Raw genomic sequence first — 26,239 nt, 5'->3', positions numbered from 1 at the left:
CCACGCACCCCCAGAGGCCATACAAAGAGGACGGACCCCCAGGTGTTGCCACCGAACACGGGGGTCCGTCCCTGTTCGCCGGGGAGCCGCCCAACTCCCCAGCCTGCGCAGCTAACCGGTGGCCGTCACCCCCCGGCCCGCCGCGCGCCGCGGAAGAGCCGTCGGCCAGTGCGCCAACGCCGCAGTCGCCGCATACCAGGCCACCGCCCCCGCCGCGACGGCGAACCAACCGCCGGCCTTGGCAAGACCGTCGCTGTCGGCGAAGTTGGCGATCGCCATGAGCAGCAGGGCGACGAAGAACAGACCGTACGCCCCCTGTCCGAGCTGGTCGCCACCGGCAAGCGCCAGGGACAGCGCCACAAGGGCGAACAGCAGCAGGAACAGCCCGGCCGCGTTGGCGGATACCTGGTTGTCGGCGGATACGGCCCACGTGAACCACAGCGCACCGAGCGCCGAGAACGCCGTACCACCGACGGAGTCCCGCTCACGGAAGGCCATCAGCCCGGCGACGAAGAGGGCAATGCCGCCCACATACTGGGCGATTGATACGGCGTCGGCAGCCGACACACCGTCGATCACGCCGGTGTGGCCAAGCCCGAAGGCCAACAGGGTGATACCCAGGGCGAGTCGGCCGACCACGGTAGTGATTCCGCTTCCCGCAGAGACGTCATTGTCCACGGCGGGCTCCCTTCATGCATGTGCAGTTGTGCGGTGACCGGTATATGCCCTTCACAAAGGCACAAACACATCTACGCGCGAGTAGATTTGTCCAGCGCACAAAGGGAGTTCGCCGTGCCCACCGGGCATCTCACCTGGGCCAACGGCGAGTTACGGAATCACAACGACGGGCCGCTTGGCCCGCTTGGCGAGCCGCCCGGCGACCGAGCCGAAGATGCGCCCGACGATGCCGTGCGTGGAGCCGACGACGATCGCGTCCGCCTCGTACTCCCGCCCGACCTCCTCGAGTTCGTGGCAGATGTCACCGCCGCGCTCGACCAGGATCCAGGGCACCTCGGCGAGGTAGTCCGCGCAGGCGAGTTCCAACCCCAGGACCTCGGTCCGGTGGTCGGGAACGTCCACGAACACGGGTGGCTCGCAGCCGGCCCACACGGTGGTGGGCAGCCGGTTGGCCACATGGACGATGATCAGGCCCGCACGGGAGCGCTGGACCATGCCGATCGCGTACGCGAGGGCGCGCTCACTGGAGGTCGAGCCGTCGAAGCCGACGACGACGCCGTGCTTGAAGGCGGGGTCGCACGAATGGCGCGACTCTTCCGCCGCCAGGGGATCGGCCGCCGTCGGGTCGGCGACCGGCCGCTTGCGGTCCGCGGGTTCGAAGAATTCGTGACCGGCCATGGCTGTCTCGGCGTTGTGATCCTTTATGGGAGGGACGACAGTGTGCGGCGGAGCTGTGTCCGGGAATCATCTTCCCAACCCCATACCCTCAAGGGTACGGCGGCACGCCTCCTTAGCCCAGATCCCGCGCACGTCCGCAGCGGGTTCCCCGGAGCATGCACGAGGGGGCGCCCGTAACGCAATGGTTGCTGCCCCGTACAGGCGGTTTGCACAGCATTCAATTACATGAGGGTGCGACTTCCGCCCGGCGACGACCCGGATCAGGCCCCGCCCGGAGCCGGGAGTGACCGACCGGTCGAACAGGCGTTGAACCTCGTGACCATCGCCACAGGGAGCCCGATGTCCGCACCCCCCACGCCCCCCGAGGCGCACCCCGGGACCCCGCCCGGCCCGGACCCGGTGACCGACCTGATCCGCTGGGCCGCCTTCAGCTGCGTCCTCGTCCCGGTGGTCCTGCTCTGGTGCGGAACCTCCCTGGCCGGCGCCGCCGGCACCGCCCTCGGTCTCGCGGCCGTCACCGCCGCCTGCCGGCTCCTGCTGCGCCGCTCGGAGCGCGGCGCCCGGCTGCTCGCCGAGGAGGGCGCGCCCCAGCGGGGCCGGCATCACCGGACCGGCCCGGGGGCGCACCGGGGCGGACGCCGGTCAGGCGGAAATACTCCGGCCGGTTGACCGGTTTCCGCGCACGCGCCCGTATCTTTTCAGCCAACTTCTCAAGGGTGTGCATCACCAGCCCCAAGCACCCCCCACCCCTCGTTTGACCTGCACGGAAAGGGTCTTGGAGGGCTCGCGCACCCTACGTGGATTGGCCACTGCTACAAGGCGCACTTCCCTGCACGGCCCGGGAGTGCAACGCTTCGTGATCGAATGCTTTACGCCAAGTTGCCAAGTCGACAATGTGCCGGGTGATGAACTGGCCACGCCGGCACGGCGGAACACAGTAGATTCGATCTTGACTGTCTACGGCGGGGGACTCGTGCAGGACCAAGGGGAAACGTGCAGGAGCGACACAACCGAGGAGCCGCGACCACCAAGGGGGGCTTAGCAGTATGAGCCACGACTCCACCGCCGCGCCCGATGCCGCAGCCCGGAAACTCTCCGGGCGACGCCGCAAGGAGATCGTCGCGGTGCTGCTGTTCAGCGGCGGCCCCATCTTCGAGAGTTCCATACCGCTGTCGGTGTTCGGGATCGACCGCCAGGACGCCGGCGTGCCGCGCTACCGACTGCTGGTGTGCGGCGGCGAGGAAGGCCCACTACGGACCACAGGGGGCCTGGAACTCAGCGCACCGCATGGCCTGGAGGCGATCGCCCGGGCGGGCACGGTGGTCGTGCCGGCCTGGCGTTCGATCACTTCACCGCCACCGGAGGAGGCGCTCGACGCGCTGCGCCGGGCGCACGAGGAGGGCGCCCGCATCGTGGGCCTGTGCACCGGCGCGTTCGTGCTGGCCGCCGCCGGCCTGCTGGACGGCCGCCCGGCCACGACCCACTGGATGTACGCACCGACCCTGGCCAAGCGCTACCCGTCGGTGCACGTCGACCCGCGTGAGCTGTTCGTCGACGACGGAGACGTACTGACCTCCGCGGGCACCGCGGCCGGGATCGACCTCTGTCTGCACATCGTGCGGACGGACCACGGCAACGAGGCGGCCGGCGCGCTGGCCCGGCGTCTGGTGGTCCCGCCGCGCCGGAGCGGCGGTCAGGAGCGCTACCTCGATCGGTCTTTACCAGAGGAAATCGGCGCCGACCCGCTCGCCGAGGTCGTCGCCTGGGCACTGGAACACCTTCACGAGCAGTTCGACGTGGAGACGCTGGCCGCGCGTGCGTACATGAGCCGGCGCACCTTCGACCGCCGGTTCCGCTCACTGACGGGCAGCGCGCCGCTGCAGTGGCTGATCACCCAGCGAGTGCTGCAGGCGCAGCGCCTGCTGGAGACGTCGGACTACTCGGTGGACGAGGTGGCGGGCCGCTGCGGCTTCCGCTCGCCGGTCGCCCTGCGCGGCCACTTCCGCCGCCAGCTGGGCTCGTCCCCGGCCGCGTACCGGGCGGCGTACCGTGCCCGCCGCCCGCAGTCCGACCGCCCGTCGGACACCGAAGGCCCGACCAGCCCGCCTCCACCAATGACCGGACCGTCGGCTCAGGCGGGCCCTCCGGCCGCGCCCCTGCACCCGGAGGCCCCGGTCCCGCTCCAGACCCGCCGCACGGCCGCGAGCGCGGTCGGCTCATCGGCGCCCCTGTCGCCCGACCACGCCCGGGACGCCTACGCCCGGGCGAGCCTGCCGGGGCAGCGCAGCGGGACGTGATCACGTGAAGCGGGGTCCACGGGCAGCAACGCCCTGTGGACCCCGCCACACTTTTCGGCGCAGGCCGACAGAAATCAACCGGTGCCGCCCTCGAGGACGAGGCCGTCCAGGCCGAAAGCGGGGGCCTGGCGGCCGCAGCCCCCGGTGAGACCGGCACCGACGCGGGGACCTCACAAGCGGACGTCGGCTTTAGGGTGGTCGCATGAACGATCGCATGGTGTGGATCGACTGCGAGATGACCGGCCTCTCGCTGTCCGACGACGCGCTCATCGAGGTGGCCGCCCTCGTCACCGACTCCGAGCTGAACGTACTCGGCGACGGTGTCGACATCGTCATCCGTCCGCCGGACTCCGCGCTGGAGACGATGCCGGAAGTGGTACGTCAGATGCACACCGCGTCCGGACTGCTCGCCGAGCTGCCGAACGGCACGACGCTGGCGGACGCCGAGGAGCAGGTCCTGGCGTATGTACGCGAACACGTCAAGGAACCCGGCAAGGCCCCGCTGTGCGGCAACTCCGTCGGCACGGACCGCGGCTTCCTGCTGCGCGACATGCCGACCCTGGAGAACTACCTCCACTACCGGATCGTCGACGTGTCCAGCATCAAGGAGCTGGCCCGGCGCTGGTACCCGAGGGCGTACTTCAACAGCCCGGAGAAGAACGGCAACCACCGCGCCCTCGCCGACATCCGCGAATCCATCGCGGAACTGCGCTACTACCGCGAGGCCGTCTTCGTCCCGCAGCCAGGCCCGGACTCGGACACCGCCAGGGCGATCGCCGCGAAGCACGTCGTGCCCGCGCAGTAGGCGCCGACGGGGCCCACCGGAGGGGCCCCGGAAAAGCCGGGCGCGAGCACCCCTGCGGACCCTGTACACTTTTTCTCGGCCGGTCGGGGAAACCACTGCGAGAACCGCCGGTCATGGTGGGTGTAGCTCAGCTGGTAGAGCACCTGGTTGTGGTCCAGGATGCCGCGGGTTCGAGTCCCGTCACTCACCCTTGAGGACCGAGGGCTGATCCCTGAAAAGGGATCAGCCCTCGGTCGTTCCCCGGCCCGATTCCGGATCCGGCAGGATCTTCCTCAGTTCCGCCTCGATCTCCGGCCGCGTCCGCCCCACTTCCTTCGCATACTCGGAGACGGTGGCCCCGAGGTCGCGGTCGAGATCGCGCCAGGCGCGCCACGCCGTCTCGTACGTCTCCGTCTGGTTCTCGGTCCAGCCGCCCTTCTGGGTCGGCGGACCGTAGGCGTCCCGAAGCTCCAGGACCTTCGTGTGCGCCTCGTCCGCGGCGCGCTGCATCTCCACAAGTTCTTCGAAGGTGTGTGCCACGCACGGATCTTAAGCACGACCCCCGGGGGCGCGCGCTCCGACCGGCCGTCCGCGCGCCCGGGCCTGACTCACCCGGCGCACACCCGGCTGCTACGACGACGTCCGCTCCACCAGCTCCGTGGCCAGCACCACCTGCCGCCGCTCCAGCCCCCGGGACACCGCGGGCCGCCGGTCGGCGATCTCGGCCAGCAACAGGTCGATCATCCTGCGGCCCATCTCCTCTATGGGCTGGCGGACGCTGGTCAGCGGCGGTTCCATGTGGCGGGCGATGGCGGAGTCGTCGTAGCCGACGAGGGCGACGTCCTCGGGGATACGGCGGCCCGCCTCGCGCAGGACCTGGCGGGCGCCGGCCGCCGTGACGTCCGAGGCGGCGAAGACCGCGTCCAGGTCGGGGCAGCGGGCCAGCAGCTCGGTCATCGCGCGCCGGCCACCCTCCTCGGTGAAGTCACCCGGCTCGATCAGGTCCTCGTCCACCGCGTGGCCCGCGTCACGCAGCGCCTCGCGATAGCCGTCGATACGCCGCTGGGCGCCGTACACGTCCAGGCGGCCGGTGATGTGGGCTATGCGGCGTCGGCCCCGGGCCAGCAGGTGCTCGACGGCCGAGCGGGCGCCGCCGTAGTTGTCCGAGTCGACGGAGGTCAGCGTCTCCTGCGCCGATCTCGGGCCGCTGATCACCGCCGGGATCTCCAGCTGGGCCAGCAGATCCGGCAGGGGGTCGTCGGCGTGCACCGAGACCAGCAGGACGCCGTCCACCCGGTGCGCCGCCAGGTACTGGGCGAGCCGCTGCCGCTCCCGGTCGCTGCCGGCGAAGATCAGCAGCAGCTGCATCTCCGTGTCGGACAGCTGGGCGCCGACACCCTTCAGCATGTCCGAGAAGTACGGTTCCGCGAAGAACCGGGTCTCCGACTCGGGGACGACGAGGGCGATCGCGTCCGTGCGGTTGGCGGCCAGGGCGCGGGCGGCCGTGTTCGGGACGTAACCGAGCTCGGCGACCGCCGCCTCCACAGCGGCGCGGGTCGCGTCACTGACCCGGGGCGAGCCGTTGATCACCCGGGAGACCGTGCCGCGGCCCACACCGGCGCGCGCGGCGACCTCCTCCAGGGTCGGCCGGCCACCGCTCCGGCTCCGCACCATGGGCTCCGCCTTTCGCCGCCGTTTGTCAAGCTGACCTGGAATGTAACAGCTCCGTCTGTTGCGGTGACCGCCCCTGGGGGCTGCCGCCCCCAGACCCCCGCTTCGGCCTTGACGGCCTCGTCCTCAAACGCCGGACGGGCTGATTGGTGCCGACCCGCGCTGAACAAGCTCGGGACCTCTGCATCCAGTTAACAGCCCGATAACTGAACGCATCTCGCCCTGTCCGCTCCCTTGACACCCCCGCTGGAACCGACGACCCTTCAACACATCACTTGTGGGAGCGCTCCCACAGCACCTGACACATACACATCCCGCACGTTCCCCGCCCGAGCCGCAGCGAGCAACTTACGGGTCCAACCATGCAGTTGGCCGGGGGGTCGGCACGTCAGGGCAACAGGAGGACGCAATGCGAGCACGTACCCGAATCCGCCGCAAGGCGGTTGTCCTCGCGGCGCTGGCGTCGCTGGGCGCCGGGCTGCTGGCCGGCTGTGCCGACGACGGCGACGACGGCAGCTCGTCGTCGGACGGCGGTAGCGGCAAGATCAAGATCACCCTCGGTCTGTTCGGCACCGCCGGATTCGAGGAGTCCGGTCTGTACAAGGAGTACGAGAAGCTCCACCCGAACATCGACATCCAGCAGACCGTCGTGGAGCGCAACGAGAACTACTACCCGGCGCTGCTCAACCACCTCACCACCAACAGCGGCCTCCAGGACATCCAGATGGTCGAAGTCGGCAATATCGCCGAGATCGTCCAGACCCAGTCGGACAAGCTGCTCGACCTGTCGAAGTACGGCAAGGAGGGCGACTACCTGGACTGGAAGTGGCAGCAGGCCACCACCGAGGACGGCCAGACGATCGGTCTCGGCACCGACGTCGGCCCGATGGCCATCTGCTACCGCAAGGACCTCTTCGAGAAGGCCGGGCTGCCCACCGACCGCGAGGAGGTCGGCAAGCTGTGGACCGGCAGCTGGGACAAGTTCGTCGAGGTCGGCCAGGACTACAAGGCGAAGGGCCCCAAGGGCACCACCTTCCTGGACTCCCCCGGCGGTCTGATCCAGGCGATCCTCAGCAGTGAGAAGGACCGGTTCTACGACTCCTCCGGCGAGGTCATCTACAAGACGAACCCGGCCGTGAAGGCCGCCTTCGACCTCACCGCGCAGGCCGCCGAGGACGGGCTGATCGGCAACCAGACGCAGTTCCAGCCCGCCTGGGACACGACGATCGCCAACAGCAAGTTCGCCGCGATGTCCTGCCCGCCGTGGATGCTCGGCTACATCAAGGGCAAGTCGAAGCCCGACGCGGCCGGCAAGTGGGACATCGCCCAGGCGCCCAAGTCCGGCAACTGGGGTGGTTCCTTCCTGGCCGTGCCCAAGTCCGGCAAGAACGCGGAGGAAGCGGCGAAGCTGGCCGCCTGGCTGACCGCTCCCGAGCAGCAGGCCAAGCTCTTCGGCGTGCAGGGCAGCTTCCCGAGCACCCCGGCGGCGTACGAGTCCTCCGAGGTGACCGGCGCCAAGAACGACATGACCGGTGACGCGCCGATCGGCCCGATCTTCGCCCAGGCCGCCGAGAACATCCCGGTCCAGACGATCGGCCCGAAGGACCAGATCATCCAGCAGGGTCTGACCGACAACGGCGTGGTCCTCGTGACCCAGGGCAAGTCGCCCGAGGAAGCCTGGAACAACGCCGTCAAGACCATCGACAACGCACTGGACCAGTGACCCGTATGACCACTGGGCACGACACCGCCGCCGCGTCCCCCGCCAAGGAGGGGGGCGCGGCCCCGGCCCGCCCGTCCGGCGGCGGTCCGGTCACCGAGCAGGAGCGGCGGCGCCGGTCCCGGCTGTCCCGCCGCTGGCAGCGGGACGTGCGCTGGAGTCCGTACGCCTTCGTCTCCCCGTTCTTCCTGCTGTTCCTGGCCTTCGGTCTGTTCCCACTGCTCTACACGGGTTGGGCCTCGCTGCACCAGGTGGAGCTGACCGCGCCGACCGACATGGAGTGGGTCGGCCTGCGCAACTACACCCGGATCTTCGACGACGACTTCTTCTGGAACGCGGCCGAGAACACGCTGACCATCGGCATCATCTCGACCGTTCCGCAGCTGCTGATGGCGATGGGCATCGCCCATATCCTCAACTACAAGCTGCGCGCGTCGACGTTCTACCGGGTCGCCATGCTCGCGCCGTACGCGACCTCGATCGCCGCCGCCTCGCTGGTCTTCGTGCTGCTCTTCGGCCGCGACTACGGCATGATCAACTGGGCGCTGGGCGCGGTCGGTATCGACAACATCGACTGGCAGAACGACAAATGGGCCTCCCAGATCGCCGTCTCCACGATCGTGATCTGGCGCTGGACCGGGTACAACGCGCTGATCTACCTGGCCGCGATGCAGGCGATCCCGCAGGATCTGTACGAGTCGGCCGCGCTGGACGGGGCCAGCCGCTGGCAGCAGTTCTTCCATGTCACGCTGCCCTCGCTGCGTCCGACGATCCTGTTCACCTGCGTGGTGTCGACCATCGGCGCCTCCCAACTGTTCGGTGAGCCACTGCTGTTCGACGCGAACAAGGGCGCGTCCGGTGGATCCCAGCACCAGTTCCAGACGCTCGGTCTGTATCTCTACGAGCAGGGCTGGGTCAACCAGCACCTGGGCCGTGCCTCCGCCATCGCCTGGACGATGTTCCTGATCCTCATCGTGATCGGGATCGTCAACTACGTCATCTCGCGCCGGCTGCGCGCCAGTAGTTAGGAGACCGGCCGTGACGACGACACTGACTCCCCCCTCCGACACACCTCCGAAGCAGCCGCGCCGCGTACGTCGGCCCAAGTCGGCGCGGGCCGGCGGGCAGATGCACGCGGGACCGGTCGCGTACGTCATCCTCGGGCTGTTCACCATCGGCTCGCTGTTCCCGCTGGTGTGGACGGCGATCGCCGCCTCCCGCGACAACCAGCGGCTGGCCGAGACGCCACCGCCGTTCTGGTTCGGCTCGAACCTCTTCGACAACCTCGATCTCGCCTGGAACGACGCCAATCTGGGCGAGGCGTTCCTCAACACCACGTTCGTGGCCGGGGTGTCGGCGGCGACCATCGTGTTCCTGTCGACGATCGCCGGGTTCGCCTTCGCCAAGCTGAAGTTCAAGGGCCGTAACGCGCTGATGCTGATCGTGATCGGCACGATGATGGTGCCGCCGCAGCTCAGTGTGATCCCGCTGTACATGATGGTCGCCGAGCTCGACTGGTCCGACCAGCTCCAGGCGGTGATCCTGCCCTCGCTGGTGAGCGCGTTCGGTGTGTTCTTCATGCGGCAGTACCTGCTCCAGGCGCTGCCGGACGAGATCATCGAGGCGGCCCGGGTGGACGGCGCGAGCAGCTGGCGCGTGGTGTGGCACGTGGTGTTCCCGGCGGCCCGGCCCGCGATGGCCGTGCTGGGCATGCTGATGTTCGTGCAGACCTGGAACGACTTCCTGTGGCCGTTCCTGGTGCTGACGCAGAACGGCAATCCGACCGTGCAGGTGGCGGTCGCTGGCCTGGGCCGCGGCTATACGCCCGACCAGTCCCTGATCATGGCGGGCGCGCTGCTCGGCACACTGCCGCTGCTGATCGTCTTCGCGATCTTCGGCAAGCAGATCGTGGGCGGCATCATGCAGGGCGCGGTCAAGGGCTGACGCCCGCTGGTCTTCCAGAGGGCCGGGTCACCGCCGCCTCGGCCCCTCTCTTCTCCCCCTTCCCCCTACATCCTGGTCTCGACGACCTCCAATGGGAGCGCTTCCATGCCTGAGTCCGCACAGCCGGCGACCCCGGTGACCTTTCCTCCCGCCTTCCTCTGGGGCGCCGCGACCTCCGCCTACCAGATCGAGGGGGCGGTACGGGAGGACGGCCGCACCCCCTCGATCTGGGACACCTTCAGCCATACGCCCGGAAAGACGGCCGACGGCGACACCGGTGACATCGCTGTCGACCACTACCACCGCTTCCGCGACGACGTGGCACTGATGGCCGAGCTCGGCCTGACCGCATACCGGTTCTCGATCTCCTGGTCACGGGTGCAGCCGACGGGCCGGGGCCCGGCGGTGCAGGTGGGCCTGGACTTCTACCGCCGTCTGGTGGACGAGCTGCTGGCCCATGGCATCAAGCCTGCGGTCACCCTCTACCACTGGGACCTGCCGCAGGAACTGGAGGACGCGGGCGGCTGGCCGGAGCGCGACACCGCGTACCGGTTCGCCGAGTACGCGCAGATCGTCGGCGAGGCGCTGGGCGACCGGGTGGAGCAGTGGATCACGTTGAACGAGCCCTGGTGCAGCGCCTTCCTGGGCTACGGCTCCGGGGTGCACGCGCCGGGCCGTACGGAACCGGCGGCCTCGCTGCGCGCCGCCCACCATCTGAACCTGGCGCACGGACTGGGCGCTTCGGCCCTGCGCTCGGTGATGCCGGCCCGCAACTCGGTGGCGATCAGCCTCAACTCCTCGGTGGTACGGCCGCTTTCGCAGGACCCGGCGGACCTGGCGGCGGTCCGGCGGATCGACGACCTGGCCAACGGTGTCTTCCACGGCCCGATCCTGCACGGCGCGTACCCGGAGACACTGTTCGCGGCGACGGAGCTGGTGACCGACTGGTCGCACGTACAGGACGGCGACCTGGCCGCGATCAACCAGCCGCTCGACGCGCTGGGCCTCAACTACTACACGCCGACGCTTGTCTCGGCGGGGGAAACGGAGGTGACCGGCCCGCGCGCGGACGGCCACGGGGCGAGCGAGCACTCGCCGTGGCCGGGCGCGGGCGACGTGATGTTCCATCAGTCGCCGGGTGAGCGCACGGAGATGGGCTGGTCCATCGACCCGACCGGCCTGCACGAGCTGATCATGCGCTACACGCGGGAGGCACCGGGCCTGCCCTTGTACATCACCGAGAACGGCGCGGCATACGACGACAAGCCCGACCCCGAGGGTCGCGTCCACGACCCGGAGCGCATCGCGTATCTGCACGGCCACCTCTCCGAGGTCCGTCGCGCGATCGCCGACGGCGCCGATGTCCGGGGCTACTACCTGTGGTCCCTGATGGACAACTTCGAGTGGGCGTACGGGTACGAGAAGCGGTTCGGGGCGGTGCACGTGGACTACTCGACGCTCGCCCGGACGCCGAAGTCGAGCGCGTACTGGTACGGCGAAGCGGCGCGGACGGGAGTGTTGCCGGAGCTGGAGCGGGAGGTCTAGCGGAGGGGCCTGACCGGGGCGGGGCGCGGCACGCACAGACGGAGGGGGGCTTGCCGCGCCCCGCTGCTCACCGCGTCACTCCTCCTCGAACAGCTCTTCGGCGTTCGCGGCGGTCAGAGACCGGTCGAGCCAGGTGCCCAGGACCTCCAGGTCGGCGCAGGACGTGACCCGCTCACGGGCTGCCTCGGGGACTTCGATGCCACGCCGGTCAAGGATGCGGAGGATGTCCTCGGCACGGCCCGCGATGAGGGTTTCCTCGATGAGGGTGCCGCTGCCGGGGAAACGGGGGGTGTACGTGGCCATCAGTTGCCTCCACAGTGCACGGGCCGGGGTGTTGTCCAGGCCCACTTCGGTGAATTCCGCCCAGCGCTTCGCGGTCTCGCCGCCGGTGTTGGTCACTGCCGCCGCCAGCGCATCCAGTATCGCAGGCAGGCCCGGATCCTTGGCATGGGTGAGCGCGGAGAAGACGGCGAGGGCGAGGTCCTCGGTCGCCTCGTCCGGGTCGGTGACCGCGGGAACGTTGCCCGGGCCCAGAACGAGCGGGAAGACCGCCATGCTGGTGTGGACCGGCAGGCCGACGCGGACGGGCTCCGCCGCCCAGGACGCGGTGGCCTTGTCCTGGCAGACCACCAGCAGGATCGGGGGCAGCCGGTACCTGGCGTACAAGTGCGCCAGGTAGTACGTCCAGCTGTTCGGCTTGTCCGGGGCCGGCTTGCCCTGGGCCTCGACGGCGAGCAGGAAGCCGCCGTCCTCGGCCGTGTCGACCCGGAACAGGGTGTCCACACGGCGGGCCAGGGGCCGGATCTCGGTGAGATCAGTGTCCAGGGGCTGGAACGCCGTGGGCTCGGGGAAGGGGATGCCCGCCCGGGGGAGAGCCCGGGCCAAGAGCCCCGGATCCTCCCGGAAGATCTGGTGCATCGCCTCGTGCGCTGAACTGATCATGCGACGGAACGTAGGGGGCGTCGGTGCGGCGTCGGCCGTTTCGGGGTGGATTCAGCCGTTTGGGTGAATGCGTCGGTGGCCTATGCCAACCCTGCCAAGCCTCGCTGCCCGAGCTCGAACCAGGTGGCCTTGCCCCGCCCAGGGCCATGCGTGCACACGCCCCAGGCGTCGGCGCCGTAGGAGATGAGCTGCATGCCGCGGCCGTCCTCCTCGTCGGGGGTGGGGGTGCGGCAGGTGGGCAGGCCGGGGGCTTCGTCGTGGATCAGGACGCGGAGGCGGGCGGGGTCGGTCCAGCCGGCGTAGAGGGTGACGGGGGTGGTGCAGCCCTTGTCCGCGCAGGCGTTGATGGCGTTGGTGACGGCTTCCGAGGTCAACAGAACTGCGATGTCGGTGAGTTCGGGGCGGTGGGATGCGGTGAGCAGGGTGCGGACTGTTTCTCGGGCGGTGCGGACCCAGGCGGGGTGGGGCGGGAAGACGAGGGAGACGTCGGCGGTGGGGCGTGGGGGATCGTCCACGGGGGGGCTCCTTTGCGAGGGTGGGTGCGCACGAGGTGACCAGGTCCGGGCCTCAGCAACTGGCTTGAGGGCGGGGGTACTTCCTCGTGGCGCGGGGTGGTTGGGTTGCCGCTGACAGTAGGGAAATGTTTTCCTTCAGTGCAACAATCTCCCGTCGATGTAACCCGAGTGAGTGACGTACCAACAGCTGGGCGACTCAAGGTCGTTGGCATCGGCAGACTGCTCGATCAGGAGGTCGAACATGGCACCCAGGAGCAACCCCAGCGAGCGTCAGCGCAGGCTCGGAGCGGAACTGCGTAAACTGCGCGTACGCGCCGGACTCTCCGGCGAGCAGGCCGCGGCCTTCCTGGACGCAGACCGCGCCCGGATCAGCAACATCGAGACCGGACGCATCGACGTGTCCCGCAACCGCCTGTACAAGGTTCTCCGAGAGTACGGCTGCCCACCGGGGCCGTACTTCGACGGGCTGATGGCGATGGCCCAGGAGAACGGCAAGGGCTGGTGGAACGAGTTCGCCGACGTCATCGGCCCCGCGGCCCGGGACCTGGCCGAACTCGAATCCCGGTCGGCGGTGCTGCGCACCCACGGCCCCATGGTGATCCCCGGCATGCTCCAGACTGCAGAGTACGCCCGCGCGGTGCTCAGCATCACGGAGGACGAGCCTCAACGTGCCGGTCGATACGCCGAGTTCCGCCTGGCGCGGCAGCGCGTGCTGACGGGCGACTCACCGGTCACATACCGCGCCGTCATCCATGAGTCGGCGCTCCACACCCGAGTGGGCGGCCCGGCGGTGATGCGCAGGCAACTGCGGCGGCTGATAGAGGTCTCCCGACTGCCCAACGTGACCGTGCAGGTGTACCCGTTCGAAGCCGGCGTCTACGCTGCCCACAGCCGCTCGTTCGTCATCTTCGGCGGCGGGATCCCCGAGTTGGACACCGTCTACCTGGAACACCCGACGAAGTCGCTCTTCCTGTGGGATGGAGCCCAACTCGACGAGTACGCCAAAATGTTCGAGCGGCTCTCCGAGTTGGCGCTGGCGCCGGTCGACCCGGAATCGGCACCGGAGTCGCACGAGTCCCGCGACTCACTGAGCTTGATCCAGCACGTCATGTACACCCTGTGAAAGGACTCCGGCATGCCCCAACTCGTCTGGCAGAAGTCGTCGTTCAGCACGGGCGGCGAAGGCGAGTGCGTCGAGCTGGCGGCAGCGGCCCCCGGGCAGGTCCACCTCCGCGAGAGCGACCGCCCGAACGAGATCACGACGACCACGACCGGCGCGCTCTCCGCGCTCCTGGCCACCCTGAAAGCGGGCGGTGCCGACGCGCGTTGAGGTACGGCGTCCGTCCGCCGCCCTCCCAGCCAGTTTCGCCGACGGTGCGCAGGCGACGGCTGCCACCGTCGGTGCAACATGCGAGAAACGAGGGTCTCCGGGGAGTTGTCCCCCGAGACCACGAGTGGCCGGTTTGGGCCAGCTCCAACAACTGTGACCAGACCTTCCCGATGTCGCGAGTACTCCAGACTGGCCAACCGTCCAGTGGCTCCCCACTCGACTTCAAAACCCGAGAAATGAGCCAGGGCCACGTCCACGAGGACATCGGGCGGGATAGCAGGAGCAGGTCAAGGCCGATACGTGTAATTTTCCAGTCCCGTTGGACACACCAAGAACTCTGATTCCCCAGCGCGCCTTCGCGGCAGAGGCGTTGCCTGGGAGATTAATAGGCGAGGTCGCAAAGAAAGCCTGCGACACGTTTTACACCCTCTCGGCGGGCGTTGTTGGAAAAGATCTGGGACTCCGCAGCACTCTCGACCTCTACGCATTTCTATGCCCTTTGAGCGGGCGTTGTTCGGAAACACATCGACCTCTACACGTCTTCCGTCCCAGAGTGGTTGGTTTCTATTCCCTTTGGGCGGGCGTTGTTGGGAAACGGGTGCTCAGTGCGCTGATGGAGAAGGAGGTCGTTCCGTTTCTATGCCCTTCGGGCGGGCGTTGCTGGGAAACCCTTGGCCGATCCTACCCCCGCTGGCCTGCGGGGATGGTGTCCGTTGCGCAGAAACGCACCAGCGGGCCACTCGCCGGGGTGACGTAGGCCACACTTCACTACCTCGCATGGTGTGACCGGGGAAAACGCGTCGCGCAGAAAGCAGGGTTCTGGCCCCCTTGGCGACCGCGGCGTCGGGGATGAACACCTCGACGACGGCGATCTGACCGGAGCTCAACGCGACCGGCTGGAGCAGGGCCGAGCCGTCGGGCACCTCGGCGGTGGAGGCGCGCCCCGTCTTCCGGGTGGCAGCCACGTCCGCGTCGGCGGCGCGCTGCCGCCCGATCTCCACGGCGTCCGTGCCGTCGCCGCCCGGTATGTGCACGGCCATCCCGGCGTCGGAGCCCGCGGAGGCGACGACCCGTTCGAGCTGGGCGCGGTCGGTGGTGATGGACAGCGCGGGGGCGATCTCCGCGGCGTCCCGCTCGGCGTTGGAGAAGGCGCGGTCACGGGCCATTTCCTTGATGACCAGCCCGAGCGGCACCGCGAAGGCGACCACGACCATGGCGGTGACGGCGAGCGAGACCTTGACCAGGGCCCACCTCATGGCTGCGCCTCCGCTCCCGGCGGCTCCAGCTTCACACCGACGCCCCGCAAGGTGTGCAGATAACGCGGCCGCGCCGCCGTCTCGCCCAACTTGCGGCGCAGCCACGACAGATGGACGTCGATGGTCTGGTCGTCGCCGTACGACTGCTGCCACACCTCGGCGAGCAGCTCCCGGCGCGGGACGACGACACCGGGCCGCCCGGCCAGGAAGGCCAGCAGGTCGAACTCGCGCCGGGTGAGATCCAGTCGTACGCCGTCCAGCTCGGCCTGGCGGCGCAGCGGATCCACCGTCAGTCCGCCGACCCGCAGCACCGGTGAGGGCGGGGCCTCGCCCGCGGCGGCGCGGGAGCGGCGCAGCACGGCGGCGATCCGGGCGGACAGGTGCTCGACGGAGAACGGCTTGGTCAGATAGTCGTCCGCGCCGGCGTTCAGCAGCCGGACTATCTCCGTCTCGCCGTCCCGTGCGGTGGCGATGATCACCGGTACGTCCGTGATGCCGCGCAGCATCTTCAACGCCTCGGACCCGTCCAGGTCGGGCAGACCGAGGTCCAGGATGACCAGGTCGAAACGGAAATGGGCGACCTCGCGCAGCGCCTCCAGTGCCGTACCGACGCTGCGCACGGTGTGCGAGGCGTCGGTCAGATGCCGGATGAGCGCCGAGCGTACGAACTGGTCGTCCTCGACCACGAGCACACTTGCCATGCGCCGCACCGTACGCCATGCGGGAGAGAGCGGTCCGGCGCCTGTGGACAACTCTCGCTTGTGGAAAACTCCACACCGTTCGTGACCCGTGGGACGCCCGTGACCGGTGTGAGGCAGTATGGCCCGCGATGCTCAGAGGAGTCGTACACGTACTGGCCTGGTCGCTCGCCACGGGCGCGGCGACCACGCTGTCGTGGTGGGGTGTCCACACGGTGATGGCGGACACGGCGTACGACCCACCGCGCGCCCTCCCGGTCACCGCGGCCGACCCGACCGCACCCGAGCCGCGGTCCACGTCGGCGAGCACCCGCCGGCCGAAGCCGTCGCCGAGCGCGACCCCGTCGGCCACCCGCAAGCCGACCCCGGCTCCCTCCGCCGCCCCGACCACCGGGGACGCGCCCCCCACCCCCACGGCCGCCACCTCCACCTCGGGAGAGGTCAAGAGCTACGCCACCGAAGGCGGCCGGGTCGTCTTCGATCTCGGCGAGCGCTCCGCGACGCTGGTGTCGGCCACCCCGGACGCCGGCTGGTCGATGCAGGTGTGGAAGACGGAGACGTGGATCCGGGTGGAGTTCAGCGCGGGCGCCGAGCGGGTGTCGGTGTTCTGCACCTGGCACGACGGTCCGCCTCGGGTGGACATCGGCACCTACTAGCGCTGTTGGCTCAGCGGAACACCGACGCCGGTGGTGCGGGTGACGCGACTGCTGCCGCGTCCGTGACCGGGGCGGCGCCACCCGTGAAGTCGGTGAGTGTGCGGCCGTGCTCGACCCGGCCGGGGTGCGGGTCGGAGGCGGCGCGGCGGGTCAGTTCGGCGAGCGGGAGCGGGTGGTCGGAAGCGACGAGGACCGCGTTGCCGAAACGCTTGCCGCGCAGTACGGCCGGGTCGGCGACCAGCGCGAGTTCGGCGAAACGGGCGGCCGCGGTGGCTATCTGGCCGCGCAGGTGGGCGAGTGGCGGCCCGTCGGCGAGATTGGCGGCGTACAGCCCGCCGGGCCTGAGCGCCCTGCGCACCTCGTCGAGGAACTCCGTCGAGGTCAGATGGGCGGGCGTACGGGCCCCGCTGAACACATCGGCGACCACGAGGTCGGCCCAGCTGTCCGGCACCTTGCCGAGGCCTTCGCGCGCGTCCGTGGACCGCACCCGGATGCGGGCGTTCGGCGCCAACGGCAGCTCACGGCGGACCAGTTGGACAAGGGGCGCGTCCCGCTCGACGACCTGCTGGGTGGAGCGGGGGCGGGTGGCGGCCACGTAGCGGGCGAGGGTGAGGGCGCCGCCTCCGAGGTGCACGGCCTGAAGGGGTTTGCCGGGCGGGGCGGCGAGGTCGACGACATGGCCGAGGCGCCGCTGGTACTCGAAGGACAGATACGCCGGATCGTCGAGATCGACGTGCGACTGCGGCGCCCCGTCGATCAGCAGCGTCCAGGCCCGCGCCCGGTCCCGGTCGGGGATCAGCTGAGCAAGTCCACCGTCGACGGCCTCGGCGACGGCTTCGATGGCGGCCTGCGCTCGGCGGGCTTTCCCGGACTTTCCCATTCGGCCATTTTCGCAAGCCGCGAGCGGCCGCGCCCGCCCGGCCGGCCGGCGCACGTCAGCGGCAGCTGTCCGCCGCCTCGATCATCCGGGCCGCCTCTCCCAGCGCCCGCCTCAGCACCGCCGGATCCGTCGCCAGTTCCGCCTCGTCCGGGGGCAGCAGCCACTCCGAACCGGCGGCCTCCGCCTCCCCGGCCGACGGCTCGGGGGCCAGACTCAGACCGCGCCCGTTGGTCTGCGTACACGTACTGCCCGGGACGTCCCACGCCGCCGCCGTCCCCGCCGGCACCACGAAGCCGAGGGTGTCGCCGCCGTCGTCGTGCAGAACGGGCCCGACCGCCTCGGCCTCGCCGCGCCGGAGGATGTCGACCGCTTCCAGCCCCTGCCGGGCGGGTACCGTCACGAGATCGCATGCGGGCAGCGGCGTACGAGGATCGATGCTCCGACTGGTCTCCATCCCGGCCTCCACTACGGAACCCCTCCTTGGGCGAGCAGGTCGGGAGTCGGGCGGCTCCCGGTCCACAGGATTCAACGCCGTGGCGGCGTCAACGGCTACGGCGGAAGTGCGCCGCAAAGGATGGCAGTTCATGGCAGATCACGTATGAGATATCCGGTTTGTAGCTGAACACTGCGTGCCGGACCCGTCACAGCAGGTACGTTCTTGCCCGCCGGAAATCAGGGCACCACAGTGACCACTCAAGTCAACTCGACCCGGATCCGGCATGGTTCGACGGTTCGCACGAGAGGACCCGGCCATGACGTCGTCAACGGTGACCTCGTCCCAGCCCAACCGGCCACCGCGGCCGAACCTCGCCTTCCGGCGTCTGCGCGGCAAGCGCTCGGCCGCCGAGTTCGCCGCGGCGGTCCGTCGGGCTGCCCGGGAGATCGGCGAGCAGGTCAGCTGTGACGCGCGCTACATCGGCCGGGTGGAGGCGGGCGAGATCCGCTGCCCCAACTACGCCTACGAGCGGGTGTTCCTGCACATGTTCCCCGGACGCACGCTCACCGACCTGGGGTTCGCGCCCCGCGCATCCGTACGCGGACGCGGGGCGCGCAGCGCCGCCGACCCGCCCCCCATGCCCACCCCGAGCTCCGCGCCCACCACCACTGAGGAGGGCGGGACCCATGAGCCGTATGACACGCAGGACCCGTACGACACGCACATCAACTACGAGGAGAGCGACGTGCTGCGTCGCGCATTCATGACCGGCGGCGGCGCCACGGTTGCCGCCGCCTCGCTGGGCCCCTTGGGGCTCGCCTTCGACGCGTCGGCCGCCGAGCGCCCCGTGCGCCGCGTCGGGACGAGCGAGGTGGGCGCCCTCGAAGAAGCCGTCCGCAGGATCCGGCTGCTCGACGACCGGCACGGCGCCGACGGCCTCTACCGGCGCGCGGCGGCACCGCTGCGCGCCGCGTACGCGCTGCTGGACGCCGGCGCCACGCGGCAGGCGACCGCCGACCGCTTGCACTCGGGCGCCGGTGAACTGGCGATCTCCGTGGGCTGGCTGGCGCACGACTCGGGACGGTTCGAGGACGCGCGTTCGCACTACGCGGAGGCGCTCGCGACCGCCCGGATGACCGGAGACCCGGGACTGGAGGCGCACGCCTTCTGCAACACGGCGTTCCTCGCGCGGGACGCCGGGCGCCCCCGTGAAGCGGTGCGCGCCGCGCAGGCTGCGCAGCGCATCGCGCGCCCCCTGGGCTCCGACCGGCTGATGTCGCTGCTCGCGCTGCGCGAGGCGGGGGGCTGGGCCGGGCTCGCCGACCGGACCGGCTGCGCACAGGCGCTCACCCGCGCGCATGCCCTCTACGAGCGGGGCGCCTCGGACGCCGACCCCGAGTGGATGAGCTTCTACGGCGAGGCCGAACTGGAGGCGCTGGAGGCGCAGTGCTGGTCGACGCTGGGCGACTGGCCGCGGGCGGCGCGGCATGCGCGGCGGGCGGCGCATCTGCAGGATCCGCACTTCAGCCGGAACATCGCGTTGTACACGGCGGAGCTTGCGGATGATCTCGCGCGCGGGGGGCGGCCGGATGAGGCGGCTGTTGCGGGGATGCGAGTGCTGGATCTGCTGGACGAGGTGCAGTCGTCGCGGATTCAGGCGATGTTGGCGGGGACGGCGCGGGTGTTGCTGCCGCATCGGCGGGCTTCGGGGGTGGGGGATTTCTTGGAGCGGCATGCTTCGTTGCCGCGGTCGGTTTGAGCGGGGGGGGTCTTGGCGGGGGTTTTCCGGGCGGGGTTTCGGGGGTGCCCGGCGTTGTCGCTGGGGCGGGGGTGGGTCGCGCGGCCCGGCGCTGACGAGGTGCCGCTGCGCCCACCCGTGCCGCCCCAACGGCACGACTGCCCGCAGCTGAGTCGGCGCTGCTGCCCGCAGCTACGCCAGATGTCCGATGTCGTTCCAGCTCTCGATCGCCGGCTCGCCGTATGCCCAGCCCAGGATCGACAGTGACGTCGGGTTCAGACGTATGCGAGCCGCGAAGTCGATCGGGAGGCCCAGCCAGCGGGCGCCGATCGAGCGGAGGATGTGGCCGTGGGCGAAGAGGAGGACGTCACGGTCCTGTGAGCGCGCCCAGGTGACGACCTCGTCCGCGCGGGCGGTCACCTCGGCCAGGGTCTCGCCCTCGGGCACACCGTCGCGCCAGATCAGCCAGCCGGGGCGGACGGCCTGGATGTCGGCCGGGGTCATGCCCTCGTAGGCGCCGTAGTCCCACTCCATGAGCGTGTCCCAGGTACGCGCGCGTGCGCCGAAACCGGCGAGTTCACAGGTCTCACGCGCGCGTGCCAGCGGACTGGTGCGGACCTCGACCCCGGGGAGCCCGTCGTGCGGCGCCTGGTGCAGTCGCTCGCCCAGCAGCTTCGCGCCGCGCCGCCCCTCGTCGAGCAGGGGCACGTCGGTCCTGCCGGTGTGCTTGCCGGACAGCGACCACTGAGTCTGTCCGTGCCGGGCCAGCAGGATGCGCGGTGCCATGAGAGGACGAGACCTTCCCGGGAGAACGGAGAAATCGGAGGCGGAACCCCTCCATCATCGCGCACGCTGTCCGGGGGCAACCCGGGGGGCGATCTCCGCGTCTATCAGGGCCGGGAGGCGCGCCCCTCGAGGCGCCCACCCGTACGCCCTATGGTGTACGGCCGGTCCGACGGCCGGGGCGCCGCGCGACGAGAAGGGGGAGGGCGATCGGATGCAGGCCGTGACACCGGGCATCGAGGCAGCCCCGCGACCCCGGCTCCGCTGGTTGACCGAACTGCCGCTGATCCTCCTGGTGTACGCCTGCTACTCGGCGGGCCGACTCCTCGCCCGGGGCGATGTCTCCACCGCCGTCGACCACGGCCTGGCGATCCTGCGCATCGAGAAGGTCCTCCACATCAACGCCGAGCACCCCCTCAACCGCCTCTTCACGCGCGAGGCCTGGCTCGGCATACCGGCCGACTTCTGGTACGCGTCACTGCACTACCTGGTCACCCCCGCCCTGCTGATCTGGCTGTTCAGATCCCGCACCAAGCACTACCGCGCGGCCCGCACCTGGCTGATGACCTCGACGTTCATCGGCCTGATCGGCTTCACGCTGATGCCGACCTGCCCGCCCCGGCTGCTCTCGGCCGGGTACGGCTTCGTGGACACGATGGCCCAGTACAGCTCGTACGGCTGGTGGGCCGGCGAGGCGAGCGCGCCGCGGGGGCTCGGCAGCATGACCAACCAGTACGCCGCCATGCCGAGCCTGCACGTCGGCTGGGCACTGTGGTGCGGGGTGATCCTGTGGCGGTACGGCGGGACGCGCCTCACCAAGCTGGCGGGCGTGCTGTATCCGCTGGTGACGACGATCGTGGTGATGGGCACCGCGAACCACTACTTCCTCGACGCGGTCGCGGGTGCGGCCGTCATGGGTGCCGGGCTGCTGCTGGCGCCGTATGTGATGCGATGCGCGAACCGGGTCCGGATGCGGCTGGTGGCGCGCGTCTCCACTTCGGGGGGTACCGCTTCGCCGGTCGCGGGTTCCGCCTCCTCCACACCGGGCTCTCATGCCGCAGGTGCCTCAATTGTCAGTGGCGGATGCCAGACTTCGGCGGGTGAGCGAATTCCACGGCAGCGCGAGTCACGGCTCGGACCGGGAGCCGAGCCGAGTGCCTCCCCCGCGGACACGGGGGGCGGCGCTCCGGCAGCAGCTCGCTGAGCTGCGCGGTCCCGACGTACCGGCCAAGGCACTCGACGCGCGCGCCCTCGCGGCCCTGGCCGCCAATCCCGGCTGCAAGCGGCGCGCCATCCTCGACGGCGCCGGGGTGAACAAGGCGGCGCTGGCCGGTGCGCTGGGCTCGCCGTCCGTGTTCGGGCAGTCCCAGTTCGCCTTCACGCGCGGCAACGCGTTCGAGAGCCGGGTCAAGGCGGACGGCGGCGCGGAGCTGCTGCGGCTGGCGCACGAGAAGCTGGACCCGGGCGCCGAACCGCCCGCACGCGCGCGTGTGCCGGAGCTGTCCGCGATCGGCCCGGAGGGCCGCGCCGCCCGCACCGCGCTGGCGCTGCGCGAGGCCGTCGAGGCGGGCGGCTGGACGCTGCTCGACCATCCGATGGTCGCGCTCGACGTCGCCGGTTCCCCCGCGTTCCTGGAGCCGGACGCGGTGGTCGTGCACCCGGACGGCAGCTGGACGGTCGTGGAGATCAAGTCGTTCCCGATGCTGGACGGTTCGGCGGACCCGGCGAAGGTGGGTGCGGCGGCCCGGCAGGCGGCGGTGTACGTGCTGGCACTGGAGGTGGTCGCCGCGAAGCTCCAGCCGGCCCCGCCGGTGCGGCACCGGATCCTGCTCGTCTGCCCGAAGGACTTCTCCAACCTCCCCACCGCCTCCGCCGTCGACGTGCGCAAGCAGCGCGCGGTCACCCGCCGCCAGCTGGCCCGCCTCACCCGCCTCCAGGACATCGCCGAAGCGCTCCCCGAGGGCACGTGCTTCTCCCCCGAGCTGCCGCCCGCCGAGCTGACCGCCGCGGTCGAGTCGGTGCCGGCGACGTACGCGCCGGAGTGCCTGTCGGCGTGCGAGCTGGCCTTCCACTGCCGGGACCGCTCCCGCGCGGCCGGCGCGGTGACCTCCCTCGGCCGCTCGGTCCGCGCCGAGCTGGGCGGCCTGTCGACGGTCGGGGACGTCCTCGCGGCGGCCCGCGGGGAGGCCGGGGATCCCCAGGACCCGGCGGTGGCGGCCCTACGCCGGGCGGCACACCTGCGGGCCGAGGCAACGGGCGACGCCCCCGAACCCAGGGCACGCTCCGAGGCACGGCAGCCCACCGAGGCACCGGGCCGGCGGCAGCACCCCGAGTCCGTGGAGGCAGCCCCGTGTCGCTGATCTCCACGCTCGCCCGTCTCGAGGCCGTCGACACCGGACGAGCGCAGCCCACCGCCACGGTCCGGCACCGGCATCTGTCCGAGCGTCTGCTGGTCCTCGTGCCGTTGACCACCGCCGGTGAGGCCGGCGCACCGCTCGGCGCGCTCGTCGGCACCGACCCGGACGCGCCGCGTCTGCTGGTCGTCCCGCAGCCCCGCGACCGCGACCTGAGGTTCACGTTTTTGGCCGAACTGGCCGACGTGGTCCTGCCGTACATCGACGCGCACGCGGAGAGCGTCGAGGCGGCCGAGCGCACCGAGACCGACCCGGAGACCGGCAAGCGGGTCAAGGTCGAGGTCGAACTGTGCGCGGACGCCCCGCAGTTGATCGTGCCGAGCCGTGCGGGCATCGACTTCGTACGGCTGCTCGGGCGCTCCATGCGCTTTCGCCGCACGGCGGAACAGGACCCGGAGACCCCGCACCCGGCGCCCCCCAGGGTGCCGTTGCTCGGCCGGTGGCTGACCCACTTCGGGGAGCGGGCCCGGGTGCCCGGCTCGTCCCTGCTGCTGGCCCTGACGGACGTGCTCGCCCGGCACTGGGCGACCGGCCAGTCCAGCCTGGAGGACCAGCACCTCGGTGCCCTGCTCGCCTGGATCGACCCACCGGAGAGCACCACCGGCGCCGAGGCGGCCCTGCGGGCCGAGCTGCACAGGGACGCGCAGGGCCAGCTCACCTGCCCGCCCGCGGGTCCCGCCACCGACCCGGCGTTCGACAACAAGCTCCTCGCCCCGGCCATCGAGCGCTACGACCGCGCCCGCACCGCCCTGGCCGCCGCCGAGGACGGCATGGCGGCGGACGACCGGCTCGGTGACCTCACCGCCGCCGAGCGGGAGATCCGCGCCCTCGTCGAGCGGGTCACCCGGCCCACCTGGGACGCGGTGTGGCGCGGGCTCGGCCTGCTGCGGGAGCTGCCCGAGGGGGCGCACGTCGAGGAGCGGTGGACCCGCGACCGCTGGTCGTTCACCGGCCACCGGGACCGCGTCCTGGCCGGTGAGCCCCCGCAGCCGCGCCGCGACGACGCGGTGACCGCGGCGAACAAGCTCGCCGCCCGCGAGCGCGAACAGGCCCGCCTGGAGGCCCAGGAGGCGCTCGACGACCCGCTGGTGATGGCCGGGCGACGGCTGGCCGGGGAGGCGTTCGCGGGAGAGGTCACGGATGTCGTCATGGCGTACAGCGAGGGCAAGCGCCCGAGCCCGCGCCCCCTCGTCACGGTCCGCACGGACGACCGGTCCCACCTGGGCGAGCGGGCGAAGGTGTACCGGTCGTACAACGGAAAACCGCAGGCGGCGGAGTTCGTGGGATACGAGGAGGACGGCACGCTGGTCGTCCTGCGCATCCTCGACAAGATGGGCCGCGGCAAGGAGCCCGAGGCCGGGTCCGTGCCGGAGAAGGGCGACGCGGTGTGCTTCACGCTGTTCGAGCACGAGCAGCGGGGCGGCGCGAAGCTGCCCGACCCGGAGGACACGCCGTGGACGCACGGCGGGCCGCCCGGCGCGGACACCGCCCCCGAGCCCGCCGACCCCGTCACCGAGGAAGATGTCCTGTGACCACGCAGACCGCCTTCGACCCCGGTGCCGCGGCGGCGCGGGCCACCGACGCGATCCTCCACGACACGCTGCACGGCCCGCACCGCGGCGTCGTCGTCGACTCCCCACCCGGCGCCGGCAAGTCCACGCTCGTGGTCCGCGCCGCGCTCGAACTCGCCGACACCGGGCGCCCACTGATGGTGATCGCGCAGACCAACGCCCAGGTCGACGACCTGGTGCTGAGGCTCGCCGAGAAGAACCCCGAGCTGCCGGTGGGCCGCCTGCACAGCAGCGACGCCGACCCGTACGACAAGGCGCTCGACAACCTGCCGCACGTACGGAAGTCGGCGAAGGCGGCCGACCTGACGGGACTGCCCGTCGTGATCTCGACCGCCGCCAAATGGGGCCACGTCAAGGTCGATGAACCGTGGCGGCACGCGATCGTCGACGAGGCGTACCAGATGCGCTCCGACTCGCTGCTCGCCGTGGCCGGTCTCTTCGAGCGGGCGCTGTTCGTGGGCGACCCGGGCCAGCTGGATCCGTTCGCGATCGTGGGCAGCGAGCAGTGGGCGGGCCTGTCGTACGACCCCTCGGCCTCCGCGGTGAGCACCCTGCTCGCGCACAACCCCGATCTGCCGCAGCACCGCCTGCCGGTCTCCTGGCGGCTGCCCGCCTCGGCGGCTCCCCTGGTCTCGGACGCGTTCTATCCGTACACGCCGTTCCGCAGCGGGACCGACCACGGTGACCGACGGCTCACCTTCGGCGTCCCGTCGGACGGCTCCGGCACCGACCGGGTGATCGACGAGGCGGCGGAGTCGGGCTGGGGCCTGCTGGAGCTGCCCGCCCGGCACACGCCGCGTACCGACCCGGAGGCGGTGCGGGCGGTGGCGACGGTCGTACGACGCCTGCTGGACCGGGGCGGGGCGGCCACGTCGGAGCGCTCACCCGAAGCCGCGCCGCTGACCGCCGACCGGATCGCCGTCGGCACGGCCCACCGGGACCAGGCGGCGGCGGTCCGGGCGGCCCTGGCCGAACTGGGCGTCCCGGACGTCACCGTCGACACGGCGAACCGCCTCCAGGGCCGGGAGTACGACGTCACCGTGGTCCTGCACCCCCTGTCCGGCCGCCCCGACGCCACCGCCTTCCACCTGGAAACCGGCCGCCTGTGCGTCCTGGCCTCCCGCCACCGGCACGCGTGCATCGTCGTGTGCCGGGCGGGGGTGAGCGACCTGCTGGACGACTACCCGTCGACAGAGCCGGTCCAGCTGGGCACGGTCGTGAAGTTTCCTGACGGTTGGGAGGCGAACCATGCGGTGCTCGCGCATCTGGCGGAACACCGGGCGGCCTGGACGCCCTGACCGGCGCGCCGGTGGCTGCCCGGCGGACATCGAGTGCCACGCCCCATCCCGCCGGACGGAGTCCGGCACGCCGCCGGAGGCGGCCAATGGTTACAGCCCTGACGGTTGGGAGGCGAACCATGCGGTGCTCGCGCATCTGGCGGAACACCGGGCGGCCTGGACGCCCTGACCGGCGCGCCGGTGGCTGCCCGGCGGACATCGAGTGCCACGCCCCATCCCGCCGGACGGAGTCCGGCACGCCGCCGGAGGCGGCCAATGGTTACAGCCCTGACGGTTGGGAGGCGAACCATGCGGTGCTCGCGCATCTGGCGGAACACCGGGCGGCCTGGCGACGCTGAACGCCAGAGGTGACCGAGGGCCCTCTTGCGCAGGCGCGAGACAATTGAGGGTGGCCCACCCCCACAG

The 26,239-nt window shown here is 70.9% G+C and carries 25 protein-coding genes, 1 tRNA gene and 1 pseudogene; 16 read left to right on the top strand and 11 right to left on the bottom strand.

Annotation, left to right across the window (positions count from 1 at the left end):
• Window positions 1-111 precede the first annotated feature (111 nt).
• Both ACKTSN_RS30010 and ACKTSN_RS30005 read right to left on the bottom strand, forming a co-directional pair.
• Window positions 112-678: a GPR1/FUN34/YaaH family transporter gene (locus ACKTSN_RS30010; protein WP_409471959.1), complete on the bottom strand. Its 567-nt coding sequence runs from the start codon at window positions 676-678 to the stop codon at window positions 112-114.
• Between the two features lie 150 nt (window positions 679-828).
• The gene (locus ACKTSN_RS30005) at window positions 829-1,356 is read right to left on the bottom strand and encodes a universal stress protein (RefSeq protein ID WP_409471958.1); all 528 of its coding nucleotides are present in this window, start codon (window positions 1,354-1,356) and stop codon (window positions 829-831) included.
• Window positions 1,357-1,695: 339 nt separating this feature from the next.
• On the opposite strand from ACKTSN_RS30005, the gene ACKTSN_RS30000 reads away from it, so the two are divergent.
• From ACKTSN_RS30000 to ACKTSN_RS29985, 4 genes are all read left to right on the top strand, one after another.
• Entirely contained in the window at window positions 1,696-2,025 is a 330-nt protein-coding gene (locus tag ACKTSN_RS30000; protein ID WP_409471957.1) for a hypothetical protein, read from the top strand.
• 377 nt (window positions 2,026-2,402) lie between these two features.
• Window positions 2,403-3,653, top strand: coding sequence for a helix-turn-helix domain-containing protein (locus ACKTSN_RS29995; protein WP_409471956.1), 1,251 nt, complete (start codon window positions 2,403-2,405; stop codon window positions 3,651-3,653).
• 202 nt (window positions 3,654-3,855) lie between these two features.
• Complete coding sequence (gene orn / locus ACKTSN_RS29990; RefSeq protein WP_409471955.1) at window positions 3,856-4,458, top strand: oligoribonuclease; 603 nt, start codon at window positions 3,856-3,858, stop codon at window positions 4,456-4,458.
• A gap of 116 nt (window positions 4,459-4,574) precedes the next feature.
• Window positions 4,575-4,647 (top strand) — tRNA-His (locus tag ACKTSN_RS29985).
• A gap of 33 nt (window positions 4,648-4,680) precedes the next feature.
• On the opposite strand, the gene ACKTSN_RS29980 is transcribed toward ACKTSN_RS29985, so the two are convergent.
• Window positions 4,681-4,977: a hypothetical protein gene (locus tag ACKTSN_RS29980; protein WP_409471954.1), complete on the bottom strand. Its 297-nt coding sequence runs from the start codon at window positions 4,975-4,977 to the stop codon at window positions 4,681-4,683.
• A 90-nt stretch (window positions 4,978-5,067) separates the two neighbouring features.
• Window positions 5,068-6,111, bottom strand: coding sequence for a LacI family DNA-binding transcriptional regulator (locus tag ACKTSN_RS29975; protein WP_409471953.1), 1,044 nt, complete (start codon window positions 6,109-6,111; stop codon window positions 5,068-5,070).
• Between the two features lie 406 nt (window positions 6,112-6,517).
• Between ACKTSN_RS29975 and ACKTSN_RS29970 the strand changes: the two genes are divergently transcribed.
• The 4 genes from ACKTSN_RS29970 (at window position 6,518) to ACKTSN_RS29955 (ending at window position 11,317) form a co-directional block, all read left to right on the top strand.
• Window positions 6,518-7,831, top strand: a complete 1,314-nt coding sequence (locus ACKTSN_RS29970; RefSeq protein WP_409471952.1) for an extracellular solute-binding protein — start codon at window positions 6,518-6,520, stop codon at window positions 7,829-7,831.
• Window positions 7,832-7,836: 5 nt separating this feature from the next.
• Complete coding sequence (locus tag ACKTSN_RS29965) at window positions 7,837-8,856, top strand: carbohydrate ABC transporter permease (RefSeq protein ID WP_409471951.1); 1,020 nt, start codon at window positions 7,837-7,839, stop codon at window positions 8,854-8,856.
• 10 nt (window positions 8,857-8,866) lie between these two features.
• On the top strand, window positions 8,867-9,772 hold the full coding sequence (locus ACKTSN_RS29960; protein WP_409471950.1) for a carbohydrate ABC transporter permease: 906 nt from the start codon (window positions 8,867-8,869) through the stop codon (window positions 9,770-9,772).
• A 105-nt stretch (window positions 9,773-9,877) separates the two neighbouring features.
• A complete protein-coding gene (locus tag ACKTSN_RS29955) occupies window positions 9,878-11,317 on the top strand; it encodes a GH1 family beta-glucosidase (RefSeq protein WP_409471949.1) in 1,440 nt (479 codons plus the stop codon).
• 75 nt (window positions 11,318-11,392) lie between these two features.
• Here ACKTSN_RS29955 and ACKTSN_RS29950 read toward each other — a convergent pair whose 3' ends face one another.
• Together ACKTSN_RS29950 and ACKTSN_RS29945 are read right to left on the bottom strand one after the other, a co-directional pair.
• Entirely contained in the window at window positions 11,393-12,259 is an 867-nt protein-coding gene (locus tag ACKTSN_RS29950) for a hypothetical protein (protein ID WP_409471948.1), read from the bottom strand.
• 80 nt (window positions 12,260-12,339) lie between these two features.
• Window positions 12,340-12,774, bottom strand: coding sequence for an ATP-binding protein (locus tag ACKTSN_RS29945; protein ID WP_409471947.1), 435 nt, complete (start codon window positions 12,772-12,774; stop codon window positions 12,340-12,342).
• 241 nt (window positions 12,775-13,015) lie between these two features.
• On the opposite strand from ACKTSN_RS29945, the gene ACKTSN_RS29940 reads away from it, so the two are divergent.
• Complete coding sequence (locus ACKTSN_RS29940; protein WP_409471946.1) at window positions 13,016-13,897, top strand: helix-turn-helix domain-containing protein; 882 nt, start codon at window positions 13,016-13,018, stop codon at window positions 13,895-13,897.
• Between the two features lie 12 nt (window positions 13,898-13,909).
• Window positions 13,910-14,104: a DUF397 domain-containing protein gene (locus ACKTSN_RS29935; RefSeq protein ID WP_409471945.1), complete on the top strand. Its 195-nt coding sequence runs from the start codon at window positions 13,910-13,912 to the stop codon at window positions 14,102-14,104.
• Window positions 14,105-14,919: 815 nt separating this feature from the next.
• Here ACKTSN_RS29935 and ACKTSN_RS29930 read toward each other — a convergent pair.
• Both ACKTSN_RS29930 and ACKTSN_RS29925 read right to left on the bottom strand, forming a co-directional pair.
• Window positions 14,920-15,360: pseudogene (locus tag ACKTSN_RS29930) on the bottom strand (two-component sensor histidine kinase); the annotation flags it as partial.
• Window positions 15,357-16,061: a response regulator transcription factor gene (locus ACKTSN_RS29925; protein ID WP_409471944.1), complete on the bottom strand. Its 705-nt coding sequence runs from the start codon at window positions 16,059-16,061 to the stop codon at window positions 15,357-15,359. The gene ACKTSN_RS29925 and the pseudogene ACKTSN_RS29930, both read right to left, overlap by 4 nt.
• A 128-nt stretch (window positions 16,062-16,189) precedes the next feature.
• Here ACKTSN_RS29925 and ACKTSN_RS29920 point away from each other — a divergent pair, with 128 nt between their 5' ends.
• Complete coding sequence (locus ACKTSN_RS29920) at window positions 16,190-16,714, top strand: hypothetical protein (protein WP_409471943.1); 525 nt, start codon at window positions 16,190-16,192, stop codon at window positions 16,712-16,714.
• A gap of 10 nt (window positions 16,715-16,724) precedes the next feature.
• Here ACKTSN_RS29920 and ACKTSN_RS29915 read toward each other — a convergent pair whose 3' ends face one another.
• Both ACKTSN_RS29915 and ACKTSN_RS29910 read right to left on the bottom strand, forming a co-directional pair.
• Window positions 16,725-17,594, bottom strand: a complete 870-nt coding sequence (locus tag ACKTSN_RS29915) for a spermidine synthase (protein WP_409471942.1) — start codon at window positions 17,592-17,594, stop codon at window positions 16,725-16,727.
• 55 nt (window positions 17,595-17,649) lie between these two features.
• Entirely contained in the window at window positions 17,650-18,048 is a 399-nt protein-coding gene (locus ACKTSN_RS29910; protein ID WP_409471941.1) for a hypothetical protein, read from the bottom strand.
• A 298-nt stretch (window positions 18,049-18,346) separates the two neighbouring features.
• Between ACKTSN_RS29910 and ACKTSN_RS29905 the strand changes: the two genes are divergently transcribed.
• Entirely contained in the window at window positions 18,347-19,789 is a 1,443-nt protein-coding gene (locus ACKTSN_RS29905) for a hypothetical protein (RefSeq protein ID WP_409471940.1), read from the top strand.
• Between the two features lie 171 nt (window positions 19,790-19,960).
• Here the strand turns inward: ACKTSN_RS29905 and ACKTSN_RS29900 are convergent, their stop codons facing one another.
• Window positions 19,961-20,554, bottom strand: coding sequence for a histidine phosphatase family protein (locus ACKTSN_RS29900; RefSeq protein WP_409471939.1), 594 nt, complete (start codon window positions 20,552-20,554; stop codon window positions 19,961-19,963).
• Window positions 20,555-20,765: 211 nt separating this feature from the next.
• On the opposite strand from ACKTSN_RS29900, the gene ACKTSN_RS29895 reads away from it, so the two are divergent.
• From ACKTSN_RS29895 to ACKTSN_RS29880, 4 genes are read left to right on the top strand one after another with little or no spacing between them, the layout of a single operon-like run.
• Window positions 20,766-21,755 carry a phosphatase PAP2 family protein gene (locus ACKTSN_RS29895; protein ID WP_409471938.1) on the top strand — a complete coding sequence of 330 codons (990 nt, stop codon included), beginning with the start codon at window positions 20,766-20,768 and terminating at the stop codon, window positions 21,753-21,755.
• Window positions 21,706-22,911, top strand: coding sequence for a hypothetical protein (locus tag ACKTSN_RS29890; RefSeq protein WP_409474960.1), 1,206 nt, complete (start codon window positions 21,706-21,708; stop codon window positions 22,909-22,911). Before ACKTSN_RS29895 ends, ACKTSN_RS29890 begins: the two co-directional genes overlap by 50 nt.
• Window positions 22,902-24,497, top strand: coding sequence for a hypothetical protein (locus ACKTSN_RS29885; RefSeq protein ID WP_409471937.1), 1,596 nt, complete (start codon window positions 22,902-22,904; stop codon window positions 24,495-24,497). The genes ACKTSN_RS29890 and ACKTSN_RS29885 overlap by 10 nt, the downstream gene beginning before the upstream one ends.
• Window positions 24,494-25,834 (top strand): AAA domain-containing protein, encoded by a 1,341-nt coding sequence (locus tag ACKTSN_RS29880; RefSeq protein ID WP_409471936.1) that lies wholly within the window; start codon window positions 24,494-24,496, stop codon window positions 25,832-25,834. Before ACKTSN_RS29885 ends, ACKTSN_RS29880 begins: the two co-directional genes overlap by 4 nt.
• Window positions 25,835-26,239: the final 405 nt, after the last annotated feature.

The sequence above is a fragment of the Streptomyces flavusporus genome, assembly GCF_046267975.1.
Taxonomy (GTDB): Bacteria; Actinomycetota; Actinomycetes; order Streptomycetales; family Streptomycetaceae; genus Streptomyces; species Streptomyces flavusporus.
This window is presented reverse-complemented; position numbering and strand designations above follow the sequence as displayed.

Excerpts from the sequence above, each read along its gene's own strand:
- ACKTSN_RS30005 (WP_409471958.1), bottom strand. The coding sequence starts at position 1,356 with ATGGCCGGTCACGAATTCTTCGAACCCGCGGACCGCAAGCGGCCGGTC.
- ACKTSN_RS30000 (WP_409471957.1), top strand. The coding sequence starts at position 1,696 with ATGTCCGCACCCCCCACGCCCCCCGAGGCGCACCCCGGGACCCCGCCC.
- ACKTSN_RS29995 (WP_409471956.1), top strand. The coding sequence starts at position 2,403 with ATGAGCCACGACTCCACCGCCGCGCCCGATGCCGCAGCCCGGAAACTC.
- orn (WP_409471955.1), top strand. The coding sequence starts at position 3,856 with ATGAACGATCGCATGGTGTGGATCGACTGCGAGATGACCGGCCTCTCG.
- ACKTSN_RS29975 (WP_409471953.1), bottom strand. The coding sequence starts at position 6,111 with ATGGTGCGGAGCCGGAGCGGTGGCCGGCCGACCCTGGAGGAGGTCGCC.
- ACKTSN_RS29970 (WP_409471952.1), top strand. The coding sequence starts at position 6,518 with ATGCGAGCACGTACCCGAATCCGCCGCAAGGCGGTTGTCCTCGCGGCG.
- ACKTSN_RS29965 (WP_409471951.1), top strand. The coding sequence starts at position 7,837 with ATGACCACTGGGCACGACACCGCCGCCGCGTCCCCCGCCAAGGAGGGG.
- ACKTSN_RS29955 (WP_409471949.1), top strand. The coding sequence starts at position 9,878 with ATGCCTGAGTCCGCACAGCCGGCGACCCCGGTGACCTTTCCTCCCGCC.
- ACKTSN_RS29950 (WP_409471948.1), bottom strand. The coding sequence starts at position 12,259 with ATGATCAGTTCAGCGCACGAGGCGATGCACCAGATCTTCCGGGAGGAT.
- ACKTSN_RS29940 (WP_409471946.1), top strand. The coding sequence starts at position 13,016 with ATGGCACCCAGGAGCAACCCCAGCGAGCGTCAGCGCAGGCTCGGAGCG.
- ACKTSN_RS29935 (WP_409471945.1), top strand. The coding sequence starts at position 13,910 with ATGCCCCAACTCGTCTGGCAGAAGTCGTCGTTCAGCACGGGCGGCGAA.
- ACKTSN_RS29925 (WP_409471944.1), bottom strand. The coding sequence starts at position 16,061 with ATGGCAAGTGTGCTCGTGGTCGAGGACGACCAGTTCGTACGCTCGGCG.
- ACKTSN_RS29920 (WP_409471943.1), top strand. The coding sequence starts at position 16,190 with ATGCTCAGAGGAGTCGTACACGTACTGGCCTGGTCGCTCGCCACGGGC.
- ACKTSN_RS29915 (WP_409471942.1), bottom strand. The coding sequence starts at position 17,594 with ATGGGAAAGTCCGGGAAAGCCCGCCGAGCGCAGGCCGCCATCGAAGCC.
- ACKTSN_RS29910 (WP_409471941.1), bottom strand. The coding sequence starts at position 18,048 with ATGGAGACCAGTCGGAGCATCGATCCTCGTACGCCGCTGCCCGCATGC.
- ACKTSN_RS29905 (WP_409471940.1), top strand. The coding sequence starts at position 18,347 with ATGACGTCGTCAACGGTGACCTCGTCCCAGCCCAACCGGCCACCGCGG.
- ACKTSN_RS29900 (WP_409471939.1), bottom strand. The coding sequence starts at position 20,554 with ATGGCACCGCGCATCCTGCTGGCCCGGCACGGACAGACTCAGTGGTCG.
- ACKTSN_RS29895 (WP_409471938.1), top strand. The coding sequence starts at position 20,766 with ATGCAGGCCGTGACACCGGGCATCGAGGCAGCCCCGCGACCCCGGCTC.